The organism is Halorubrum sp. PV6 (genome assembly GCF_003990725.2).
Classification (GTDB): domain Archaea; phylum Halobacteriota; class Halobacteria; order Halobacteriales; family Haloferacaceae; genus Halorubrum.
This window is the reverse complement of the sequence record NZ_CP030064.1, coordinates 703,849-722,964: the sequence shown is the minus strand read 5'-3', so window position 1 is coordinate 722,964 and position 19,116 is coordinate 703,849. Positions and strand designations below refer to the sequence as shown.

Sequence of the window (19,116 nt, the reverse complement as noted above, 5' to 3'; positions counted from 1 at the left end):
GTAAAATCGCTTTGGAACGTCCCTCAGCCGGCCGTCGGCGAGCCGACACGTACGGGGGAAAGCGGGTCGGTCCGGGGGCGTTACAGCGAGAGTCCCGCGTGCCAGCGGTCGGCGCCCGCTTCCTCTTTGACCTCGTCCATCCGAGCGAGGAGGCGGACGGCGAGGCTCGCGGTCTCGGCCGCTCGCGACTCGCCCTCGGTCCGGAACTCGCCCGTGACGCGGTTCGCGTAGACGGAACAGACCGCGCCGGCCCGGAGCCCGTACACGTTCGCGATGGTCAGGATGGCCGACGACTCCATCTCGATGTTCTTGACGTTCGCCTCCTGCAGTTCGGCGACCAGTTCGTCGGAGCCGGCCGCCTCGAACCCGTCGAGGCCGGGACGCCCCTGCCCGGCGTAGAACGAGTCGGCGCTCATCGTCACGCCGGTGTGGTAGTCGTACCCGAGTCGCTCCGCGGCGGCGACGAGCGCCGAGACGACCTCTCCGTCGGCGGCCGCCGGGTAGTCCTCCCGGACGTACTCGTCGCTCGTCCCCTCCTGTCGGACCGCGCCGGTCGTGATCACGAGGTCGCCGACGTCCATCTCGGGCTGGATGGCGCCACAGGAGCCGACCCGAATGAACGTGTCGACGCCGACGCGCGCGAGTTCTTCGACGGCGATGGCGGCCGACGGCGAGCCGATGCCGGTCGACGTCACCGATATCGGGGCGTCGTCGTAGGTGCCGGTGGCGGTTCGGTACTCGCGGTGGTGGGCGACCTCGTCGTGGCCGTCCCACAGGGCCGTGACCTTGTCTACGCGGTCTGGGTCGCCGGGGAGCAAGACGGCGTTCGCGACGTCTTCGGCGGCGACCTCAAGGTGGTACTGCACCTCGTCGTTCGGGTCTTCGCTCTTCGCGCTTTCGTCGGTCATGTCTTCGCTCTTCGCGCTTTCGTCGGTCATGTCTTCGCCCTTCGGCGAGCCGTTTCAAAGCAGTTCCGTCTCGGCGGCTTCGGGCGGCCCGCCGCCTCAGGCGTTGCGGGCGTCGTCGAGCGTCCCCTCGGAGATGGTGTTCGGGAGGAGCTCGCCGAGCGTGTACTCGCTCGTCTCCCCCTCGCCTTCGTCACAGACGACGACGAGGTCGTCGGCCGCGAACTCCGCGAGCGACTGGCGGCACATCCCGCAGGGGGTGACGCCGTCGCGGACCCCGGAGGCCACGGCGATGCGGTCGAACTCGCGGTGGCCGTTCTTCACCGCCTCTGCGAGCGCGACCTCCTCGGCGTGGAGGCTGTTGGAGTAGTTCGCGTTCTCGATGTTACAGCCGGTGTAGACGGTGCCGTCGGCGGTCCGGAGCGCGGCGCCGACGCGGTAGTCGGAGTACGGGACGTGCGCGTCGGCGAGGGCGTCGCGCGCGGCCTCGATCAGGTCTGCGTCCATACGGTGGCGTTGCTCGGCAGGCCGATAAGCGGTCGGATCACGGTCGACTCGCGGCAGGCGTCGTCGCGCGCCGGGCGCGGCTATCGCCCGGTGTCGTACTTGTACGTGGCCGACTCGGGGTCGATGCCGAAGTCCTCGGCCGACTCGGTCGTGTCGTCGGCGCCGGCCGCGTCCGCCGGCTCTGCCGATTTAAACGCCTCGCGGAACCGGTCCGCCATCTCGAAGTCGTCGACGGCGAGTCGGAGGCCGACCACGTCGCCGCCGAGGAACTCGCGTTTCTCCGTGAGCCGGTCCGAGAGCGCCTGCGGGAGGTCGTCGGTGTCGACGCGCTCGAAGCCGAACTGCGTCAGGTACTCCGGCTGGTCGGTGAGCACGTACACCGTCTCGAACCCGTCCGCGGCCGCGGTGTCGACGAGCCGTTCGACGACGTGCGCGCCGACGCCGCGGCCGCGCCACTCGGGGAGGACCCCGATACCGGTGAGTTCGATGCGGTTCGGCGCGTCCTCGTCGTCCGCCCGATGCAGGCGAAGCCGCCCGAATCCCGCTCTGTCGCCCGACTCTTGGTCGACCGCGATCACGTAGTCCCGTGACCGAAAGGCGACGTCGTCGAGCCCGAGCCGCTCGATCGCGTCCAGTAACCACGCCTCGTCACGGTTCTTGGCGTCGCGGGCGTACATACCTACGCCTACGCCGGGCGACGTAAAAACGGTTCCCCGCGCGGCGCCCGGTTAAATACCCTGTCCCATCAGGTGGCTGCGCAGCACGTCGGGCGTCTTCAGCCCGGCGTCGCTGTTCACCAGGACCACCGTCTCGTCGCCGTCGAAGAAGCCCGCCTCCTTGAGCGCCCACGCGCCGGCCGGCGCGGCCCCGCCGGTGGCGCCCATCTCCATGACCTCGTTTTGCGCGACCGCGACCGCGCTCGCGAGGATGTCCTCGTCTTCGACGGTCACGGCCGTCCCGCCGCTCTCCGTGACGGCCTCGACCGCCGCTGCGCCGCCAGCGGGGTCGGCAATCTCGAGTTCGCCGCAGATGGTGTCCGGCGTCGACCACGGCTCCGGCTCGTCGAGGTCGCGCTCGACCGCCGCCGCGATCGGCGCGCAGCCGGCGGCCTGGGCGGCGACGATCTTCGGAACCGACTCGATCGCGCCGACGCGCTCCAGTTCGGTGAACCCCTTATAAACGCCGGCGACGACCTCGCCGGAGCCGGTCGGGACGACGACGACGTCGGGCGCCGCGCCGAGGTCGGCGACCAGCTCGAAGGCGAGCGTCTTCACGCCGTCGTGGCGGTACGGCGTCGTGAACTCGCCGAGGTCGGTGTACTCCGTCTCCAGCTGCTCGTCGACGGCGTCGGCGGCGTCCGGGAAGCGACCGCCGACCACGCGCATGTCGCCGCCGTGGACGTTCGTCATCGCCTTGTTCGAGAACGCACAGCGCGAGGGGACGAACGCGTACGAGCGCAGGTCGGCCCGGCCCGCGTACGCCGCCATCGACTGCCCGGCGTTGCCGGGGCTCGCGCAGGCGAGCGGCTCCACGTCCTGCCCCTCGGCCGCCCGCGCGGCGACGGCCGTCAGCGCGACCGAGAGCCCGCGGTCGAACACGGTGCCGGTGGGGTTCCGCCCCTCGTCTTTGACGTACACCGCGTCGACGGCCAGCTCGTCCGCGAGGCGCTCGGTGGGGACGAGCGGCGTGGCGCCCTCGCCGGCGGAGATGGCCGACTCGGCCGGGAAGGGGAGCAGCGCGTCGAAGCGCCAGTGACCGCGGCCCGCTCCGGCCGGCCCGTCCGCCGGGGGGGCGAGCAGCGACTCGGGGTCGACCGCGTCGTAGTCGTAGGCGGGGTCGAGCCCGCGCGCCTGCTCGTCGGCCGGCACGGTCGTCGGATCGGCCGTCTCGTGGACGCGACCCGACGCGCGACTCTCCAGCCCGCGGAACGCCGTCGTCGTCTCCGTCGTCTCCATACCGACCCTTACGGCGGCGGCGACTAATCGCTTCCCTCTCGCGGACCGCGGCGGCCGAGGCCCCTCGCCGCCGCGCCGCGGCCGCTTATAAACCCGCAACCCGATACTCCGCGTATGAACGGAGACGTCACCGTCGTCGGCGGCGGGATCGCGGGGCTCGTCGCGGCGACTCGGCTCGCGGAGGCCGGCGCAGACGCGACGCTTCTCGAACGACGACCGGATCTTGGCGGCCGCGTCCGGACCGAGACGGTCGACGGGTTCACCCTCGACCGCGGCTTTCAGGTGCTCTTCACGAGTTATCCGGCCGTCGCGAGCGAACTCGACGCCGACGCCCTCGACCTCCGAACGTTCGCGCCCGGCGCGACGATCTGTCGCCCCGGCTCGCGCGCGACGCTTTCGGACCCGCTGCGCGACCCCCGCGGGGCGATCCCCTCCCTCCTGAACCGCGAGGTGTCGGTCTCGGATAAACTCCGGACGCTCGCGCTCCGGTACGACCTCGCGCAGCGCGAGGAGGCGTCGTTTTTCGGCGGCCCGGACGCCTCGATCCGCGAGTACCTCCGCGACTGGGGGTTCGCCGACGACTACATCGGCAACTTCGTCGAGCCCTTTTACGGCGGTATCACCCTCGATCGGAGCCTCTCGACCTCGAAGCAGGTGTTCGAGTACACCTTCCGCGCCATGAGCCGAGGGGCGATAGGCGTCCCCGCGGCCGGGATGCAGGCCATCCCCGAGGCGCTCGCCGCCCGCGCCCGCGACGCCGGCGTGGACGTCGAGACCGGCGCCGACGTGGAGACCGTCCGAACCGCGGGGCAGGGCCGGATCCCCTTCCGGACCGGGAGCGCCGACGCCGAGGGCGCCACGGTCGAACTCGCCGACGGGTCGACCCGCGAGGCCGACGCCGTCGTCGTCGCGACCACGCCGCCGGAGGCCCGCCGGCTCACGGGCGTCGAGTCGATTCCCACGGAGGCCGTGCCGAACGCGACCGGCTGGTACACGCTCCCCGCGGGCGAGTCGTTCGAGACGGGGAAGCGCATCCTGCTCAACGCGGCCGAAGCGTCGCCGAACGCCGTGATCCCGATGTCGGAGGTCGCGCCCGAGTACGCCCCCGACGACCGCGCGCTGCTCGCCGCGACGTTCCTCGGCGAGGCGGCGCAGGACCGGCCGGCGGACGCCCTGCGCGAGGACGTGCGCGACGCGCTTGCGGCGTGGTATCCGAAACGCGAGTTCGGCGGCCTCGAAACGGTCGATGTCCACCGGATTCCGTTCGCGCAGTTCGCACAGCCGCCGGGCGTCCACGACCGCCTTCCCGACCCGGACGACCCCGAGGGGCCGGTGGTTCTCGCCGGCGACTACACCGAGTGGTCGTCGATTCAGGGCGCGTTAGCGAGCGGGCGAGAGGCGGCGACCGTCGCGACTGAGTATTTATAAATAGAGTTGCTCACGGCCGCGGGGTCACTCGTCGCGGACGAACGCGTCGTCGCCGTGTTCCGCGACCATCCCGAGCAGTTCGTCGCGCTGGCGACGGATCTCGGGCGGGATATCGTCGTACGCGTAGTCGAACATGTCGCTCGGGTCGGCCGTAACCGACTCGGCGGCGTCGATGGCGTCGGCGACGACCTCGTCGGCGTCCTCGCGGATCGCTTCGACGCCCGCGTCGTCAATCCGACCGGTCTCCCGTAAGAACGTCTCCATCCGGTCGAGGGGGTCGAGCGCGCGCCACGGTTCGACCGCGTCGGCGTCTCGGTACGCGGTCGGGTCGTCGGCGGTCGTGTGCGCGCCGAACCGGTACTCGACGAACTCGACGAGAGTCGGTCGAGGGGAGCCGGTGTCGTCGGCCGCCGCGTCGGCTCCGCCGCGGGCGCGCTCGGCAGCCTCGCGCGTGACGGCGTAGCTCGCGAGCGGGTCCATCCCGTCGACGCGAACGCCCTCGAAGCCGTAGGCGGTCGCCTTCCGCGCGAACGTGTCGCTCGCGGTCTGTCGCCGCTCGGGGATCGATATCGCCCAGCCGTTGTTGTGACAACAGAAGACGGTCGGGGTGTCGAACACGCCCGCGAAGTTCAACGCCTCGTGGAAGTCCCCCTCGCTCGTCGCGCCGTCGCCGAAGTGGGCGGCGACGACTCGGTCCTCGTCCCGGTAGTCGAACGCCCACGCGGCCCCGACGGCGTGGGGGAGGTGCGCGGCGATACCGATGTTCAGCGGGAAGACGTTGCCCTCGGCGATGGCCTCGGTCCCCGATTCGTGTCCCAGCCAGTACGGGAGGTAGTCGGCGAGGAGGTCGCGGACGACGACCGCGCCGTGCTCGCGGTACTGGTAGCTTATCAGGTCCTCGTCCGCGAGCGCGTGGGTCGATCCGACCGCGGAGCCCTCTTGGCCCGCGCAGGGCGCGTACGTCCCGATACGCCCCTGTCGCTGGAGGCTGACTGCGCGTTCATCGAACCGGCGCGTGATGACCAGATCGCGGTAGATCGCGCGGAACTCCTCGTCTGACAGGTCAGGGACCGTCGCGTCCGGCAGCGGCGACCCGTCCGGCCCCAGCACGCGGTAGACGTCCTCGTCGGCGAGAGGGTCGGTCGCGGCGTCGTCGGACTCGGGGGAGTCGTCCTCGTCGGCGCCGTGCTCGTCCATACCGTCTGTGTGGCCCACGATCACAAGGAGTTAGCGGTCGCGTCGGCGTCCGACCGCACCCGGCTCCGCCGGCGGACGAAGGTGAACGGAAGTCCGACGAGCACGCCCGCGACGCCGACCGCGCCGAGCACGAAGCCGACGAGCAGCGGGACGGGGCCGGCCGTCAGCATCTCGACGCTCCAGACGGAGACGAACCGAGCGGTCCAGACGCCGCCGGTGAGCAGCGCGGTGAGTAGCCCGAACGCGGCCCCGCGAGGGTAGGTGGCTGTCTCCCGCCGCTCGACGAGCGTCCACCAGACGCCCGCGCCAACGATCAGCGCCGGCGTCGCGAGAAGCGGCAGCGCGACGGCGGCCGGCAGTCCGATCACCTCCGCGAAGAGGCCGAGCATCCCGGAGAGCGCGAACGCCGTGAGGGTCGCACAACCGAACGCGTAGACGCCGGCGAGCAGCGACCACTGCCGGGCGGTGAACGGGCCGAGTTCGGCGGCGCGAGAACTGTCCATGAACCAACATCAGCCACGCCGGGTAAAGTCCTTGTCGTGGCTACAGTCCCGACTTGTCCCTCACAGGGCGTGATCACGGCGCGGCCGTCGGTCTCGCCGCGTTCGAGCCCCTCCGCGACGGCTTTCACGGCGCCGAGGTCGTAGCGACTGGTGTGGAGGTCGACGACCCCGACCCGTCTCGGCGAGCGGCGGCGTTCGAGTCGCGCTCGCGTTATCGGCCGAAGCCCGTCTGCGGGTCGGCGCGGTCGGATCGCGTGGCCCGAGCGGCCGGGCCGCCTCGTCCGACGCCGCCGTCCGCGTCGCCGGTGTGGTTGCGAGCGGTCGCGTACGCCTCGCGGACGCGTTTAAACGACTCCTCGTCGCCGCCCTGGTCCGGGTGCGTCTCCTTGACGCGCTCGCGGTAGGCGCGTTTCACCTCGGCGGCGTCGGCGTCGCGGGCGACGTCGAGTTCCGCGAACGCGGCGGCGACCGGATCGCGGCCGCCGCTCCTGGGCGGTCGAGACGGCCCCCAATCGGGTTCGGTCACGTCGAAGGGGAGCCGCCGACCCAGCCCGCGGCCGGGCATCTCGTGTTCACAGAGGACGGTGTAGACGCCCTCGCCTTCGAGTCTGAAGTAGTCGTGCGCGTCGAAGGTGATGGCGACCCCGCGCTCGGGGAGATAGAAGGGAACCGTCACGCTCCCGAGCCCGTGGTCCTCGTGGAACCGCTCGCCGATAGCCGTCAGGTACTCGCGAAGCTCTCGGCGCCGTCGCTCGTCGCCGGTCGCGCTGCCGGCGCCCTGCCCGCCGGCGTTGGGGGCCTGGTCGACGTAGCGGTCTCCGAGGTAGAAGGCGAGCGCGACGAATCCGGACGCGACGGTGCCGAGCGCGAGGCCCAGCGCAACCCACGGCGGCAGGAGACGGATCAGTTCGACGACCACGAGCGTAGTAACGGCTCCGAGGGTATCAACCTCTCGCCGGGGACATCGCGAGTACTCACCAACGCGTTCGGCGAGCGGAGAACGGAGCGCAGTTGCGGCCGCCGTTTCAGAGCATGCCCTTCGCTTCGAGCCCGTCGATGATGTCGTCGACGAGCGCCTCGGCGGTGTCGTAGGGGAACTCCTGTTCGCTGCCGAGCTTCGCGGCCATCTCCATCGCGGTGAAGCTCACGTCGCCGGCCTCGAACTTCGTGCCCGGCCCGTCCGGGAGCGCGGGGACGAGGTCCATCTGGTTATCGACGGGGAAGTCGGCGCCGCTGAACGCCTCCATGAACTGTTCGCGGAGTTCCGCTTTAACGTCTGACATACACACACTTCCCGCAAGCGACCGCAAAAGCGTTGCGGAACAACGACAAACCGGTTGAGGGTTTTAAAAGACCGATCCGCCGATGCGGGCACGGGGCGCGCCGACGACCGCGACCGACGCCGAGACGGCGTGCCGGATCGCGTGAATCTTTGTCGACGGGGCCACGAGAGTGAGGCATGTCGTTCGATTTCGCGTACGACCTGTTGCGTGAACTGACCGAGGCCCGAGGCGTTCCGGGGTACGAGGACGCGGTGCGGGCGATCGCTCGCCGCGAGTTCGCGGAACACACGGACCGGGTTCGGACCGACGCGATGGGCAACGTCGTCGGCACCATCGAGGGCGACTCGGACTACTCGGTCGCCGTCGCGGCCCACATGGACGAGATCGGCTTCATGGTCCGGCACGTCACCGAGGACGGGTTCGTCAAGGTGGACCCGCTCGGCGGGTTCGACCCCCGCGTCCTGCGAGCCCAGCGCGTCACCGTCCACGGCGATGAGGACCTCACCGGCGTCATCGGCTCCGTGCCGCCGCACACGCTCACCGAGGAGCAGCGCGAGAAGGCCGACGCGGTCTCGGACGTGTTCATCGACCTCGGCCGCGACGCCGAGACGGTCGAGGAACTCGTCGGCGTCGGCGACGTCGTCACCCTCGATCAGACGACGACGCGCATGGGCGATCGGATCACGGGGAAGGCGCTCGACGACCGGGTCTGCCTGTTCGCGGCCATCGAGGCCGCAAAGCGGATCGAGGACCCGGACGTGACGATACACTTCGCGGCGACGGTCCAAGAGGAGGTCGGACTCCGGGGCGCGACCGCGCTCGGCGTCGACATCGACCCGGACCTCGCTCTCGCCTTGGACGTGACCGTCGCGAACGACGTTCCCCAGATCGGCGACGCCGCCGACGCGGTGACGAAACTGGGTGAGGGGACGGCGATCAAGCTGAAAGACGCCTCCGTGATCACGAGCCCGAAGGTTCACAAGCGGCTCACGGCGGTGGCCGAGACCGAGGGGATCGACCATCAACACGAGGTGTTGCCCGCGGGCGGCACCGACACCGCGGGGTTCCAGAACACCGCGGGCGCGAAGCCGGTCGGGGCCATCTCGATTCCGACGCGCTACCTCCACACCGTCACCGAGACCGCGGACGGCGACGACATCGCCGCGACGATCGATCTGCTGACGGCGTTTCTGACCTCCGAGACCGGCGAACACGACTACACGTTATAAAAGAGACCGTCGAGGGTTGCGGCCCGCGGGACCCTTACCGCTCGTCGATCGGCGTGATCGTCGCGTCCTCGGCGCCGGTGTAGCGCGCTCGCGGACGGATGAGGCGGTTTTCGCTCTGGTACTCGACGACGTGGGCGATCCAGCCCCCGGCGCGGCTCATCGCGAAGATGGGGGTGTACATGTCGACCGGAATCCCGAGCGAGTCGTAGACGGAGCCGGAGTAGAAGTCGACGTTCGGCGCGATGCCCTTCTCTAAGAGCCCCTGATCCGTGAGGTACGACTCGATCGCCGAGGTGTACTTGAGCCACTTCGTGTCGCCGGACGACTCGGAGAGGTCGCGGAGCTTCTCTTCGAGAATCTTCGCGCGGGGGTCTTTCACCTTATAAACGCGGTGGCCGAAGCCGGGGATGCGCCGCCCCGCGTCGCGGGCGTCCGTGACCCACTCGACGGGACCTTTGTCCGAGGCGTCGACCTCGTGGAGCACCTCCATGACGTCCTGGTTCGCGCCGCCGTGAAGGGAGCCGGAGAGCGCGCCGATACCGCCGGTGACGGCCGAGTACACGTCGGCCATCGTCGAGCCGATGACCATCGCGGTGAACGTCGAGGCGTTGAGCCCGTGGTCGGCGTGGAGCGTCAGCGCCATGTCGAACGTCTCGGCGCTCACGTCGTCCGGCTCGGTCCCGGTGAGCATATACAGGAAGTTCGCGGCGTGCGAGAGGTCCGGGTCGGGAGCGACCGGCGCTTCGCCCTGCCGGGCGCGCTCGAAGGCCGCGAGAACCGTCGGAACCTTCGCCGTGATCCGGCGTCCCTGTCGGCGCGTCGCGTCGAGATCCTCCGGGTCCGCGTCCGGTTCCGGCTCGTACGCCGAGAGCATGGAGACCGCGGTTCGCAGCGCGGCCATCGGGCGCTCGCCCGCGTCGGCCAGCGTCTGAACGGTCGCGAGAACGTCGTCGTCGACGTCGCGTTCGGCCGCGAGGTCGGCCGAGAACGCGTCGAGTTCGTCGCGCGTCGGCAGCGAGCCGTGCCACAGGAGGTACAGCACCTCCTCGTAGCTCGCCTCGCGGGCGAGGTCCTCGATGTCGTATCCACGGTATACGAGCTTGCCGACGGCGCCGTCGACGTAGCTCAGTTCCGACTCCGCGACGAGGACGCCTTCGAGCCCGCGCTTTAACTCGTCTGACATGCAGTCACCTTCCGACCAGCGCCAAAAAAGCGTTATCTTTCAGGAGGAATACGCACGACGATCGTCGAGCGGCGTCGCGTCGAACGACGCTGCCGCCGTCCGTCGGTTTTCGGCGCGTCGGTCGGCGCAAATTCGAGTGCGACGCGCTGACAGGGCGCAAAAAGCGACGATCAGCGAGCCGGGACGACCGTCACGGTCCGTTTGCGGTCGATGGCGTCCTCTAACTCCTCGGCGATGGCGGAGCCGCGAGACACCTGCACTTCGCCGCCGCGGCCGACGGTGGCCGTAAAGAGGTACTCGCCGTCGGCGCGCACCTCCACGGTCTCGCCGACGCCGGCGTCGACGCCGATGACGACGTGTCTGGCGGTGATCTCGGGCGTCACGACGGTGCCGCGCTCCTCGCCGACCTGCCCGCCCTGCCCGCCGGCGTGTCCGTTCGTCTCGCGGCCGGACCCGCCGCCCGGCTGCTCGTCGTGCGTGCGGACGTCGATTTCGATCCCGAGCCGGTTTTCGATGTCGCTGATGCGGCCGCCGCCCTTGCCGATGACGGTGCCGATGTCGCCCTCGGAGACGTACACTACGGCCTCGTCGTTCCCTTTGAGTTCGACGTCGACGCGCCCGTGTGCGACCGACTTGATCTCGCGTTCGATCTCCTGTTTCGCGATCCGACCGACGCCGGTCTCCGTGTCGGCCTCGTCCTCGTCGTTGAGGGGCACCGTGACGACCTGCCGGTTGAACGTGTAAATCTCGTACTCCGGCCGGCCCGTCTCGAAGTTCGACACCTGGATGACGGGGCGCGCGAGGTCCTCGGCGGTGAGCCCCGCGGGCACCTTCACCTCGGTGGTCACGTCGTAGACGGTGTGAACCTCGCCGGCCTCGATGTAGACCACGGTGTCGACGATCTGGGGGATCATCCCGAGTTCGACCCGACCGACGAGGCGCTGGAGCGCGTCGATGGCGCGGGAGGCGTGGACGACGCCGACCATCCCGACGCCGGCCATCCGCATGTCCGAGAACACCTCGAAGTCGTTCGTCTTCCGGACCTCGTCGTAGATTGTGTAGTCGGGCCGGACCAGGAGGAGGGAGTCTGCCGTGTTCTCCATCTCGCCGCCGAGCGCACCGTACTGAGTGATCTCCGGACCGACTTGGAGGTCCCGCGGCTTCTCCATCGTCTTCACCGCATAGTCGCTATCCGAAAGGAACTCCGCGACCGCCTGCGCGAACGTCGACTTCCCGGCGCCCGGTGAGCCGGAGATGAGCACGCCGCGCTTCCGCTCGGTGAACCGATCGCGAAGTTCGTCGGCGAACTCGTAGTCGTCGAGCGTCGTCTTCGCGATGGGCCGCACCGCGGTGATCTCGATCCCGTCGGCGAACGGCGGCCGCGCGACCGCGATCCGGTAGTTCCGGAACTGGACGATGTCCATCCCGTCGTTCGACAGTTCGATGAAGCCCTCGTTGGACTGGCGGGCCAGGTCGACGATGGCGTTGGCCCACTCGCGCATCTGCGTCTCGTCGGTCTCCGCGTCGTCGATCTCGACGTACCGCATCTCGCCTAAGGCGCCGCGTTTGGCCTTCGGCTTCGTCCCCGTCTTGAGGTGGACCGACATCGTCTCCTCGGTGAAAAACTCCTGTATCGGCAGTTCGTCGACGACGCCGCGGGCGACCGGCTCGACGTACTCCACGTCGATACCCTTCGCGCGGGCGACCTCCGCCTGCACGATGTCGCTGGAGAGGAGCGTCGCGTCGCGGTCGTCGGCGACCTCCCGGATGAGCGCGTCCACGTCGCCCTCGTGGGCGTTCGAGCGCGCGTCGCCGTCGGCCCGCTCGCCGACGTACACCAGTTCGATCGTCCCCTCGTCCGAGTAGTCGGCGAGGCGTTTCAGTTCGCTCAGGCCGTCCCACCCCGACTCGAGGCCGTCGTTGGCCTGCGACTCCAGTTCGCCGACGACGGCCTCCGGGACCAGCACCGTCGCCGCCGCGTAGGTCCCGTCCTCGACGCGTTCGGACACGCGGCCGTCCACGACCGCACTGGTGTCCGGTACTACGTTCATACGCAGGAATCGGTCGGGAAGCGTATAAGCGTGTTCGACCCGAGCGACCGCGTCAGTCCCCGGCCGCCGCGGACGGCTCCCGGTCGGCCTTCAGCCGACGGGCGTACTCGGTGAAGTTGTCGAACAGCGACTTCGCCTCGCAGGCGGCGTCGTGCGCCTCGGGCGTGGCGTCCGCCAACACCGCGTCGACGCGAGCGTCGCCGAGTTTCTCGCGTTTGCCCTCCGCGACCTCGCGTGCCGTCTGGAGGTCGTACTCCGGGTGGAACTGTACGCCCCAGCAGTGCCCGTCGCGGAACGCGTGCAGGCCGTGGTCGTTCTCCGCGAGCGGCGTCGCGGTCGGGGGGAGTTCGACGACGGTGTCGCCGTGCGTCGTGAAGACGGTGAACGACTCGTCTATCCCCGCAAACAGATCGTCGCCGCGGTGGCGCACCGTGTTGTATCCGATCTCGAAACCGTCCATCCCGGCGACGCGACCGCCGAGCGCCTCGGCGAGCACCTGGTGGCCGTAACAGACGCCGAGGATCGGGAGGCCGGCGTCCGCGGCCTCGGCGACGTAGTCGACGAGCGCCGGGATCCACGCCTCGTCCCAGTAGACAGAGGAGCGCGACCCGGTGACGACCACGCCGTCGAACCGGGTGTGGTCGGGGAGGTGCCCGTCGGTGGCCGAGAACTCGACGAGGTCGGCGTCGATCTCCCGGCGGAAGTTCCGCCGGGTGTTCGCGTCGTCGTGGGCGGCGTTCAACAGTGCGAACCGGAGCCGTGTCATTGCTCGGTGAGAGGCGTGACGGCGCAAAAACGGTTGCGACGGCGAGCCGCGTGAACGAGGGGATGACGCAGCGGCGCCGCCGACCGCGACCCCCTCACCCCGAGAACGGGTCCGTGGCGTGTTCCGCGAGCCAGCCGACGAGGGCGTCGTTGACCGCGGCGGACGCCTCCACGCCGGCGAGGTGGCGCGCGCCGGGGACCGGATGGAGCTCCCCCCGCGGGAGCCCGTCCGCGAGCCCCTCAGCGGCCGACTTCGGACAGACCGCGTCTTCGGTCCCGTGGACGACGAGCGTCGGGGTCGTGAGCTCGTACAGGGTGTCGGAGCGGTCGAACCCCTCGACCGCGGCGCGGTGTGCCTCGAAGGTCTCGCGGCCGGCGTCCTCGCCGACCCGCCAGTCGGCGATCCGAGCGAGCACGTCCGGATGGCCCTTGCGAAACGACGCCGAGAGCAGGCCGTTCAGCGACCGCTCGACGGCCGCCGGCGTCGCCGGGTCGGCCCACACGCCGTCGGGGTTGTACGCGTCGCCCGCGGGCGGTGTGCCGACGACGGTGAGACTCGCCGGGCGCGACGAGGCGAGCGCGTACGCGAGCGCGACCATCCCGCCGAGCCCGTACCCGACGAGGTGCGCGTTTCGGAGCCCCTCCGCGGCACACACCGCGTCCACGTCGCTCGCCAGCTCCTCGACGGTGTACGGCCCCGGCGGGGCGTCCGAACGCCCGACCCCGCGCGTCTCGGGCGTCACGACCGTGTGCGGGCCGGCGATCGCGGCGTGTTGCCAGCCGAACTGCCAGGCGCCGAGCCCCACGTCGCCACAGAAGACCACCGCCTCGTCGTCGGGGCCGGCGTTGGGGGCGTCGACCTCGTACCGGATCTCGACGCCGGCGTTGTTCGCGTGTGGCATGAAAGGGGGAGTCGGGTTCGTTACGCCTCCTGGAGGCTGCGAAGCACGTCCGGGGCCGACGCGAGCGCGTCGTCGAGCGCCTCGGCGTCGGGGCCGCCCCCCTGCGCGAAGTCCGGCGGCCCGCCGCCGCCGCCGCCGACGCGGCCGGCGAGTTCGGAGACCACCTGTCCGGCGTTCACGTCCACGCCGTCGGGGACGCCGACGACGAAGGACGCGGAGCCGTCGGCGCCGCTGCCGACGACCGCCACCTTCCCGTCGTCGACGTGGGCGTTGGCCGTCGCGCGCAGTTCGTCGGCGTCGCCGTCGAGCCGCTGGATCACGGCCGTGGCGTCGCCCAAGTCGACCTCCTCGGCGTCGGCGCCGCCGGAGGCCCGCGCGGCCGCGAGCTCCTCTTTCAGCGACTCGACCTCCTTGCCCCGCGCCTTCCACTCCTCGAAGAACCGCTCCGCGGTCTCCGGCACGTCGAGCGGGTCGACGTCGAGCGCCTCCGCGGCGTCGTACAGCGCGTCCTCGGTGCGCTGTGTCGCCTCGACGGCCGCGCCGCCGGCGGCGAACACGATCCGCTCGACGCCGTCCTGGACCGGCTCGGTTTTTAAGACCTTTATCGCGCCGATGTCGCCGGTGCGGTCGACGTGGGTGCCGGCGCAGGCCTGCACGTCGGCGTCGCCGACGTGGATCAGTCGGATGTTCGTTCCCGGCGGGACGCCGCCCTGGTACAGGTCGAAGCCGTGTTCGGCCTCGGCCGCGTTCCGGTCGGGCCACTCCTGTCGCACCGGGACGTTGTCGCGGACGAGGTCGTTGGCGACGCGTTCGATCTCTTTGACCTGGTCGCGGCTGATCCGATCGAAGTGGCGGACGTCGAGCCGCGAGGAGTCGATCCCCTTCTGTGCACCCGCCTGCCGGACGTGCTCGCCGAGGACCTCTCGGGCCGCGTGCCCGATCAGGTGGGTCGCCGTGTGGTGCGCGCGCAGTCGGTCGCGGCGGTCGCCGTCGAGCTGTCCGCGCACGAACTCGCCTTTTCCGGGGTCGGCGTCGGTCCGGTGTAAGACGACGCCGTCGCGCTCCTGTACGTCGACCACGTCCACGACCGTCTCGCCGGCCGCGAGCTGTCCCCTGTCCGCCGGCTGGCCGCCCCCTTCGGGGTAGAACATCGTCTGGTCTAAGACGACGTCGTACCCCTCCTCGCGCTCGAACACGTCGAGGACGACGGCCTCGAACTCGGTTCGGCCCTGGTTCTCGTAGAACAGTTTCTCCGTGTCGGGGAGGTCCGCGACCCGGTCGTCGCGGTCGGCCACGGTCTCGTCGCCGTCCTCCTCTTCGTGTCGGTCGGCGACGAGCGCGTAGAAGTCGTCCGGCACGTCGACGGTCGCGCCGCGCTCGGCCGCGATGTCGGCGACCATGTCCGGCTGGATCCCGTGGGAGTCGTACAGCTCTAAGAGCGCCTCCGTGGGGATCGGTTCGCCGGTGCCGGCGTACTCGTCCGCGAGCGACTCCACCTTGCGGGAGCCGCGTTCGAGCGTCTTGCGGTATTTCCGCTCTTCGGTGCGGACGATCTCGCGGATCGTGTCGCGGTTCTCGTAGCCGAGCCGTTCGGCCTGCATGTCGACCAGTTCGTCGAGCGGGGCGTCGACGCCCGCCTCGTCGACGAGCCGCTTCGTGCGTCGCAGCACCATCCGCGCGAGGTAGCCCGTTCCGACGTTCGAGGGGACGATGCCGTCGCCGAACATGTACGCGAGCGTTCGCGAGTGGTCGGCGATGGCGTAGATCGATTCGAGCGGCTCGACGAGTTCGCGGAGCCGGTCGACGTCGACGTCGAGCCGGTCGGCGATGTCGCCGCGGGCGGCCTCTACGTCGTCGACGTCGTCGATGTCGAGCCGTCCGGAGAGCTTCGCGGCGCGGTGAACGATCGTGCGTTCGGTCTCGGTGTGTTCGATCCCCGCGTTCTCTTTTAAGAAGTCGATCGCGTCGGGGTAGACGGCCTCGTACACCGTCGCCGTCCCCTGGCTCATCCACGTCCACCGTTCGAGCCCGTACCCGGTGTCGACGATGTACGTGTCCATGAACGAGTACGTGTTCCCGTCTTTCATCTCGTAGTCGCCGTCGGGGTCCCGCTCCATGCACATGAAGACGAGCGTTGCCAGCTCGGCGCCTTTATAAATGACTTCGATGGCCGGTCCGGCGTTGCCGCCGCCGACCCACGGGTCTTCGATGTACGTGATCTCTTCGAGGTCGGCGCCGAGACTCTCGAACAGTTCGTCACAGTACTCGACGGTCTCGTCTTTCCAGTACACCTCGCCGTGGTAGGCGTACTCGTCCTCGTCGACCTCCTCGCGCGTGTTGAACGCGTGGTGGGCCATCATCTCGAACGCCATCGTGTGCCGGCCCGTCTTCCCCACGTTGTCGATGTCCTGCATCCGGATACAGGGCTGGGAGATGGTAAGGGGGTTCGCAGGCGGCGGCGTCTGTCCAGAGGTGACGAGCGGTTGGAAGTCGTAGATCGACGCCTGTGTCAGAAGGACGTCGTCGCGCCAGCGGTTCGCGGCGACCGGGTACGGCTCGATCCGCTCGTGGTCGTGATCCTCGAAAAAGGAGAGGAACGCCTCTCGCATCTCGGTCAGCGAGTGCGGCTCGGGAAAGCCCGGATCGTCGATGAAGCTGTAGTCCGCACAGGGCGGCTCGCCGCACAGTTCGCGGTCGGCGTCGCGGGTCCAGAAGTGCGCGCCGCAGTCGGGGCACTCCTTGCGCTCGAACCCCTCCTCTTCGAAGTAGTCAAGGCGGTACTCCGCTTCGAGATCGCTCATTACTGAAACGTGGCCCGTGTTCATCCAAAAGGGTTCCGGGGTACCGCGCGACCCGGTTTCCGCGCTCAGTACGACGGTTCTTCGCCCGCGCGACCGATATCGAGGTGGCACGGTCGTTGAGGAAAATTTATGCGCATGCGAACAGTTATCAAATGTATCGTGGAGTCTGAGTCCGAAGCGCGGCCGTCCGTTCTCGTTCTCGCCGGGGACGCGGAGACGGCGAGCGACGTGGCCGGCGCGATACCGTCCGCCGAGGCCACTGCCGCGGCCGCCGCCGACGTTTCGCCCTCGCGTTCTCCCGGCGACGGCGACACGGACGTCGGGAGGGCGGACGTCGTCGTCGTGGTCGACGCGGAGGGACTCGACTCCGTCAGGGGGCAGAGCCGAGCGTGCCGAGTGGTCGCGCTCGTCGACGACCCCACCGGGGCGACGGCCACCGACCCGCTCGTCGACGCAGTCGCGACCACCCGCGCCGAGTTGGACGCGACGGTCCGCTGGCTCGCCGCCAGAGGCGACGCCGACCGGAGACACGACGAACCGGCGCGGACGCCGTCACGGATCGAGCAGTTGAACGCCGAGATGACGCGGCTCGCGTCGGTGCGGTCGACCGAGGAGGCCCACCAAACGGCCATCGACGTCGCAAGCGAGGTGTTCCCTCGATACCACTGCGTCGTCGGCGTGCGCGACGAGGAGTGGGTCGAACCGAGCGCGGCGTCGGCCGAGGTCGCGGTCGAAGACTGCGAGCGGGTCCGCGTCGGCCGCGGCTCGGCCGGCGCCGCCATCGAGGACGGCGAACCGGTGATCGAGTCCCGGTCGAGCGACGAGAGCCCCTACGACTCGGTCCTCTCGATTCCGGTCGGCAGCGACACCGTGTTCCAGCTCGCGACCGACGAGGACGGGTTCGACGCGGGCGACCGGCGACTCGCGGCGCTGCTCGCGTCGCACGTCGAGGAGACCCTCGACCGGATCCGCGTCGACGAGGCCCTCCGGACGGAACACGAGCACTTGCTCGCGCTGTTCTCGAACATCCCCGACCCGGCCGTCGCCTACGATTACGTCGACGGCGAGCCGGTCGTCTACCGCGTCAACGAGGCCTTCGAGGCGACGTTCGGCTACGACGCGGAGACCGTCGTCGGCGAGTCGATAGACGACTACGTCATCCCCGACGAGACGACGGCGGTCCAAGAGGTCGCCGAGATCAACACCCGGCTCCAGCGCGGCGAGAGCGTTCGGTGCGAAGCGGCCCGAAAAACGGCCGACGGCGCCCGCCACTTCATCGTTCACGTGGTCCCGGTCCGGCTCGACGAGGACAACGGCTCGGGGTACGCCATTTATACCGACGTCACGGAGCAACGCGAGCGCGAAGCGAAACTCAGGGAGCAAAACGAGCGGCTCGACGAGTTCGCGAGCATCGTCTCACACGACCTCCGGAACCCGCTGTCTGTCGCCGAAGGGTACGTCGACCTTGCGAGCGAAACCGGGGAGACGGCCCATCTCGCGACGGCCGGCGAGGCGTTGGGTCGGATAGACGAGCTCGTCGGCGACCTGCTCTCGCTGGCCAGGCAGGGCCAGTCGGTCAGCGACACGGAATCGGTCTCGCTCGCGGCGGTCGGTCGAGAGGCCTGGCAGAGCGTCGACACCCCCCGCGCCGACTTGGTCGTCGCGAACGACGTGGCGCTCACCGCGGACCCGGCCCGGACCCGTGAGCTGTTAGAGAACATGTTTCGGAACAGCGTCGAACACGGGCAGCCGGCGGGCGATGAGCCCGAGTCTCCCACAGAGGAGTGTGCGGGCGACCGCCTCACGGTGCGCATCGGCGGCCTCGGCTCCGAGACTGCGGACGGCGACGGCGAGGGGTTCTTCGTCGAAGACGACGGCTGTGGGCTCCCGGAAGAGGCGCACCGCGTGTTCGAGAGCGGGTTCACGACCAACGAGGAGGGGACCGGGCTCGGGCTCGCGATCAGCGAGCGCATCGCCGAGGCCCACGGGTGGGAGGTTCACGCGGTGGCCGGCGAGTCTGGCGGCGCGCGCTTCGAGTTCAGAACATCGTAACCGAATCGAGGACTGCAATCGCGGCTCCGAGTCGGTCCGAAACGACCTTACGACACGCGCTCGCGTCTCTGATATATGGTCGAGAACGTCGTCTATCCAGCGTACTTCGACGCCGATCTGTCGCGGTCCGCGGGGCGTCGCGTTCCGATGGACCTCGCGATCGAGGAGCCGACCGTCGACGAGATCGCGAAGGCGGTCCAGCAGGTTGGGTACGACGCGGTGATCGAACGCGAGAAAGCCTACTCGCGGGAGTTCGAGCCCCGCGGCGCGGTGGTCGTTCGGGGAACCGAAGACACCGCGAAAAACGACCTCGTGCAGGCGGTCGGGGCCTACCTCGGCGTCATCCGAGAGTGAC

General features: G+C 69.8%; 17 protein-coding genes and 1 pseudogene. 4 read left to right on the top strand and 14 right to left on the bottom strand.

Annotation, left to right across the window (positions count from 1 at the left end):
- Positions 1-80 precede the first annotated feature (80 nt).
- The 4 genes from DOS48_RS17370 to DOS48_RS17355 form a co-directional block, all read right to left on the bottom strand.
- On the bottom strand, positions 81-908 hold the full coding sequence (locus DOS48_RS17370; RefSeq protein WP_127118831.1) for a nucleoside phosphorylase: 828 nt from the start codon (positions 906-908) through the stop codon (positions 81-83).
- Positions 909-1,004: 96 nt separating this feature from the next.
- Positions 1,005-1,412: a cytidine deaminase gene (gene cdd / locus DOS48_RS17365; protein WP_127116951.1), complete on the bottom strand. Its 408-nt coding sequence runs from the start codon at positions 1,410-1,412 to the stop codon at positions 1,005-1,007.
- 80 nt (positions 1,413-1,492) lie between these two features.
- The gene (locus DOS48_RS17360; protein WP_127116950.1) at positions 1,493-2,089 is read right to left on the bottom strand and encodes a GNAT family N-acetyltransferase; all 597 of its coding nucleotides are present in this window, start codon (positions 2,087-2,089) and stop codon (positions 1,493-1,495) included.
- A 51-nt stretch (positions 2,090-2,140) separates the two neighbouring features.
- Complete coding sequence (locus DOS48_RS17355; RefSeq protein ID WP_127116949.1) at positions 2,141-3,367, bottom strand: pyridoxal-phosphate dependent enzyme; 1,227 nt, start codon at positions 3,365-3,367, stop codon at positions 2,141-2,143.
- A gap of 114 nt (positions 3,368-3,481) precedes the next feature.
- On the opposite strand from DOS48_RS17355, the gene DOS48_RS17350 reads away from it, so the two are divergent.
- Complete coding sequence (locus DOS48_RS17350; protein ID WP_127116948.1) at positions 3,482-4,795, top strand: NAD(P)/FAD-dependent oxidoreductase; 1,314 nt, start codon at positions 3,482-3,484, stop codon at positions 4,793-4,795.
- Between the two features lie 24 nt (positions 4,796-4,819).
- Here DOS48_RS17350 and DOS48_RS17345 read toward each other — a convergent pair whose 3' ends face one another.
- From DOS48_RS17345 to DOS48_RS17325, 5 genes and pseudogenes are all read right to left on the bottom strand, one after another.
- Positions 4,820-5,992: a thiamine pyrophosphate-dependent dehydrogenase E1 component subunit alpha gene (locus DOS48_RS17345; RefSeq protein ID WP_127116947.1), complete on the bottom strand. Its 1,173-nt coding sequence runs from the start codon at positions 5,990-5,992 to the stop codon at positions 4,820-4,822.
- Positions 5,993-6,012: 20 nt separating this feature from the next.
- On the bottom strand, positions 6,013-6,495 hold the full coding sequence (locus DOS48_RS17340) for a hypothetical protein (RefSeq protein WP_127116946.1): 483 nt from the start codon (positions 6,493-6,495) through the stop codon (positions 6,013-6,015).
- Between the two features lie 65 nt (positions 6,496-6,560).
- Positions 6,561-6,665 (bottom strand): annotated as a pseudogene (locus tag DOS48_RS29595) (NAD(P)-dependent alcohol dehydrogenase); the annotation flags it as partial.
- A gap of 41 nt (positions 6,666-6,706) precedes the next feature.
- Positions 6,707-7,414, bottom strand: a complete 708-nt coding sequence (locus DOS48_RS17330) for a J domain-containing protein (RefSeq protein WP_127116945.1) — start codon at positions 7,412-7,414, stop codon at positions 6,707-6,709.
- 106 nt (positions 7,415-7,520) lie between these two features.
- Entirely contained in the window at positions 7,521-7,778 is a 258-nt protein-coding gene (locus DOS48_RS17325) for an MTH865 family protein (protein ID WP_127116944.1), read from the bottom strand.
- 176 nt (positions 7,779-7,954) lie between these two features.
- Here DOS48_RS17325 and DOS48_RS17320 point away from each other — a divergent pair, with 176 nt between their 5' ends.
- On the top strand, positions 7,955-9,007 hold the full coding sequence (locus DOS48_RS17320) for a M42 family metallopeptidase (protein ID WP_127116943.1): 1,053 nt from the start codon (positions 7,955-7,957) through the stop codon (positions 9,005-9,007).
- A 34-nt stretch (positions 9,008-9,041) separates the two neighbouring features.
- Here the strand turns inward: DOS48_RS17320 and citZ are convergent, their stop codons facing one another.
- The 5 genes from citZ to alaS form a co-directional block, all read right to left on the bottom strand.
- On the bottom strand, positions 9,042-10,190 hold the full coding sequence (citZ, locus tag DOS48_RS17315) for a citrate synthase (RefSeq protein ID WP_127116942.1): 1,149 nt from the start codon (positions 10,188-10,190) through the stop codon (positions 9,042-9,044).
- A 170-nt stretch (positions 10,191-10,360) separates the two neighbouring features.
- Positions 10,361-12,241, bottom strand: a complete 1,881-nt coding sequence (locus DOS48_RS17310; protein WP_127116941.1) for a PINc/VapC family ATPase — start codon at positions 12,239-12,241, stop codon at positions 10,361-10,363.
- A gap of 52 nt (positions 12,242-12,293) precedes the next feature.
- Complete coding sequence (locus DOS48_RS17305) at positions 12,294-13,007, bottom strand: type 1 glutamine amidotransferase (RefSeq protein WP_127116940.1); 714 nt, start codon at positions 13,005-13,007, stop codon at positions 12,294-12,296.
- Between the two features lie 94 nt (positions 13,008-13,101).
- Complete coding sequence (locus tag DOS48_RS17300) at positions 13,102-13,908, bottom strand: alpha/beta fold hydrolase (protein ID WP_127116939.1); 807 nt, start codon at positions 13,906-13,908, stop codon at positions 13,102-13,104.
- A gap of 20 nt (positions 13,909-13,928) precedes the next feature.
- A complete protein-coding gene (gene alaS, locus DOS48_RS17295; RefSeq protein WP_127116938.1) occupies positions 13,929-16,709 on the bottom strand; it encodes an alanine--tRNA ligase in 2,781 nt (926 codons plus the stop codon).
- 159 nt (positions 16,710-16,868) lie between these two features.
- On the opposite strand from alaS, the gene DOS48_RS17290 reads away from it, so the two are divergent.
- Together DOS48_RS17290 and srp19 are read left to right on the top strand one after the other, a co-directional pair.
- The gene (locus tag DOS48_RS17290; RefSeq protein WP_394353602.1) at positions 16,869-18,761 is read left to right on the top strand and encodes an ATP-binding protein; all 1,893 of its coding nucleotides are present in this window, start codon (positions 16,869-16,871) and stop codon (positions 18,759-18,761) included.
- 75 nt (positions 18,762-18,836) lie between these two features.
- On the top strand, positions 18,837-19,115 hold the full coding sequence (gene srp19, locus DOS48_RS17285) for a signal recognition particle subunit SRP19 (RefSeq protein WP_127116936.1): 279 nt from the start codon (positions 18,837-18,839) through the stop codon (positions 19,113-19,115).
- The last annotated feature ends 1 nt before the right edge of the window (position 19,116 follow it).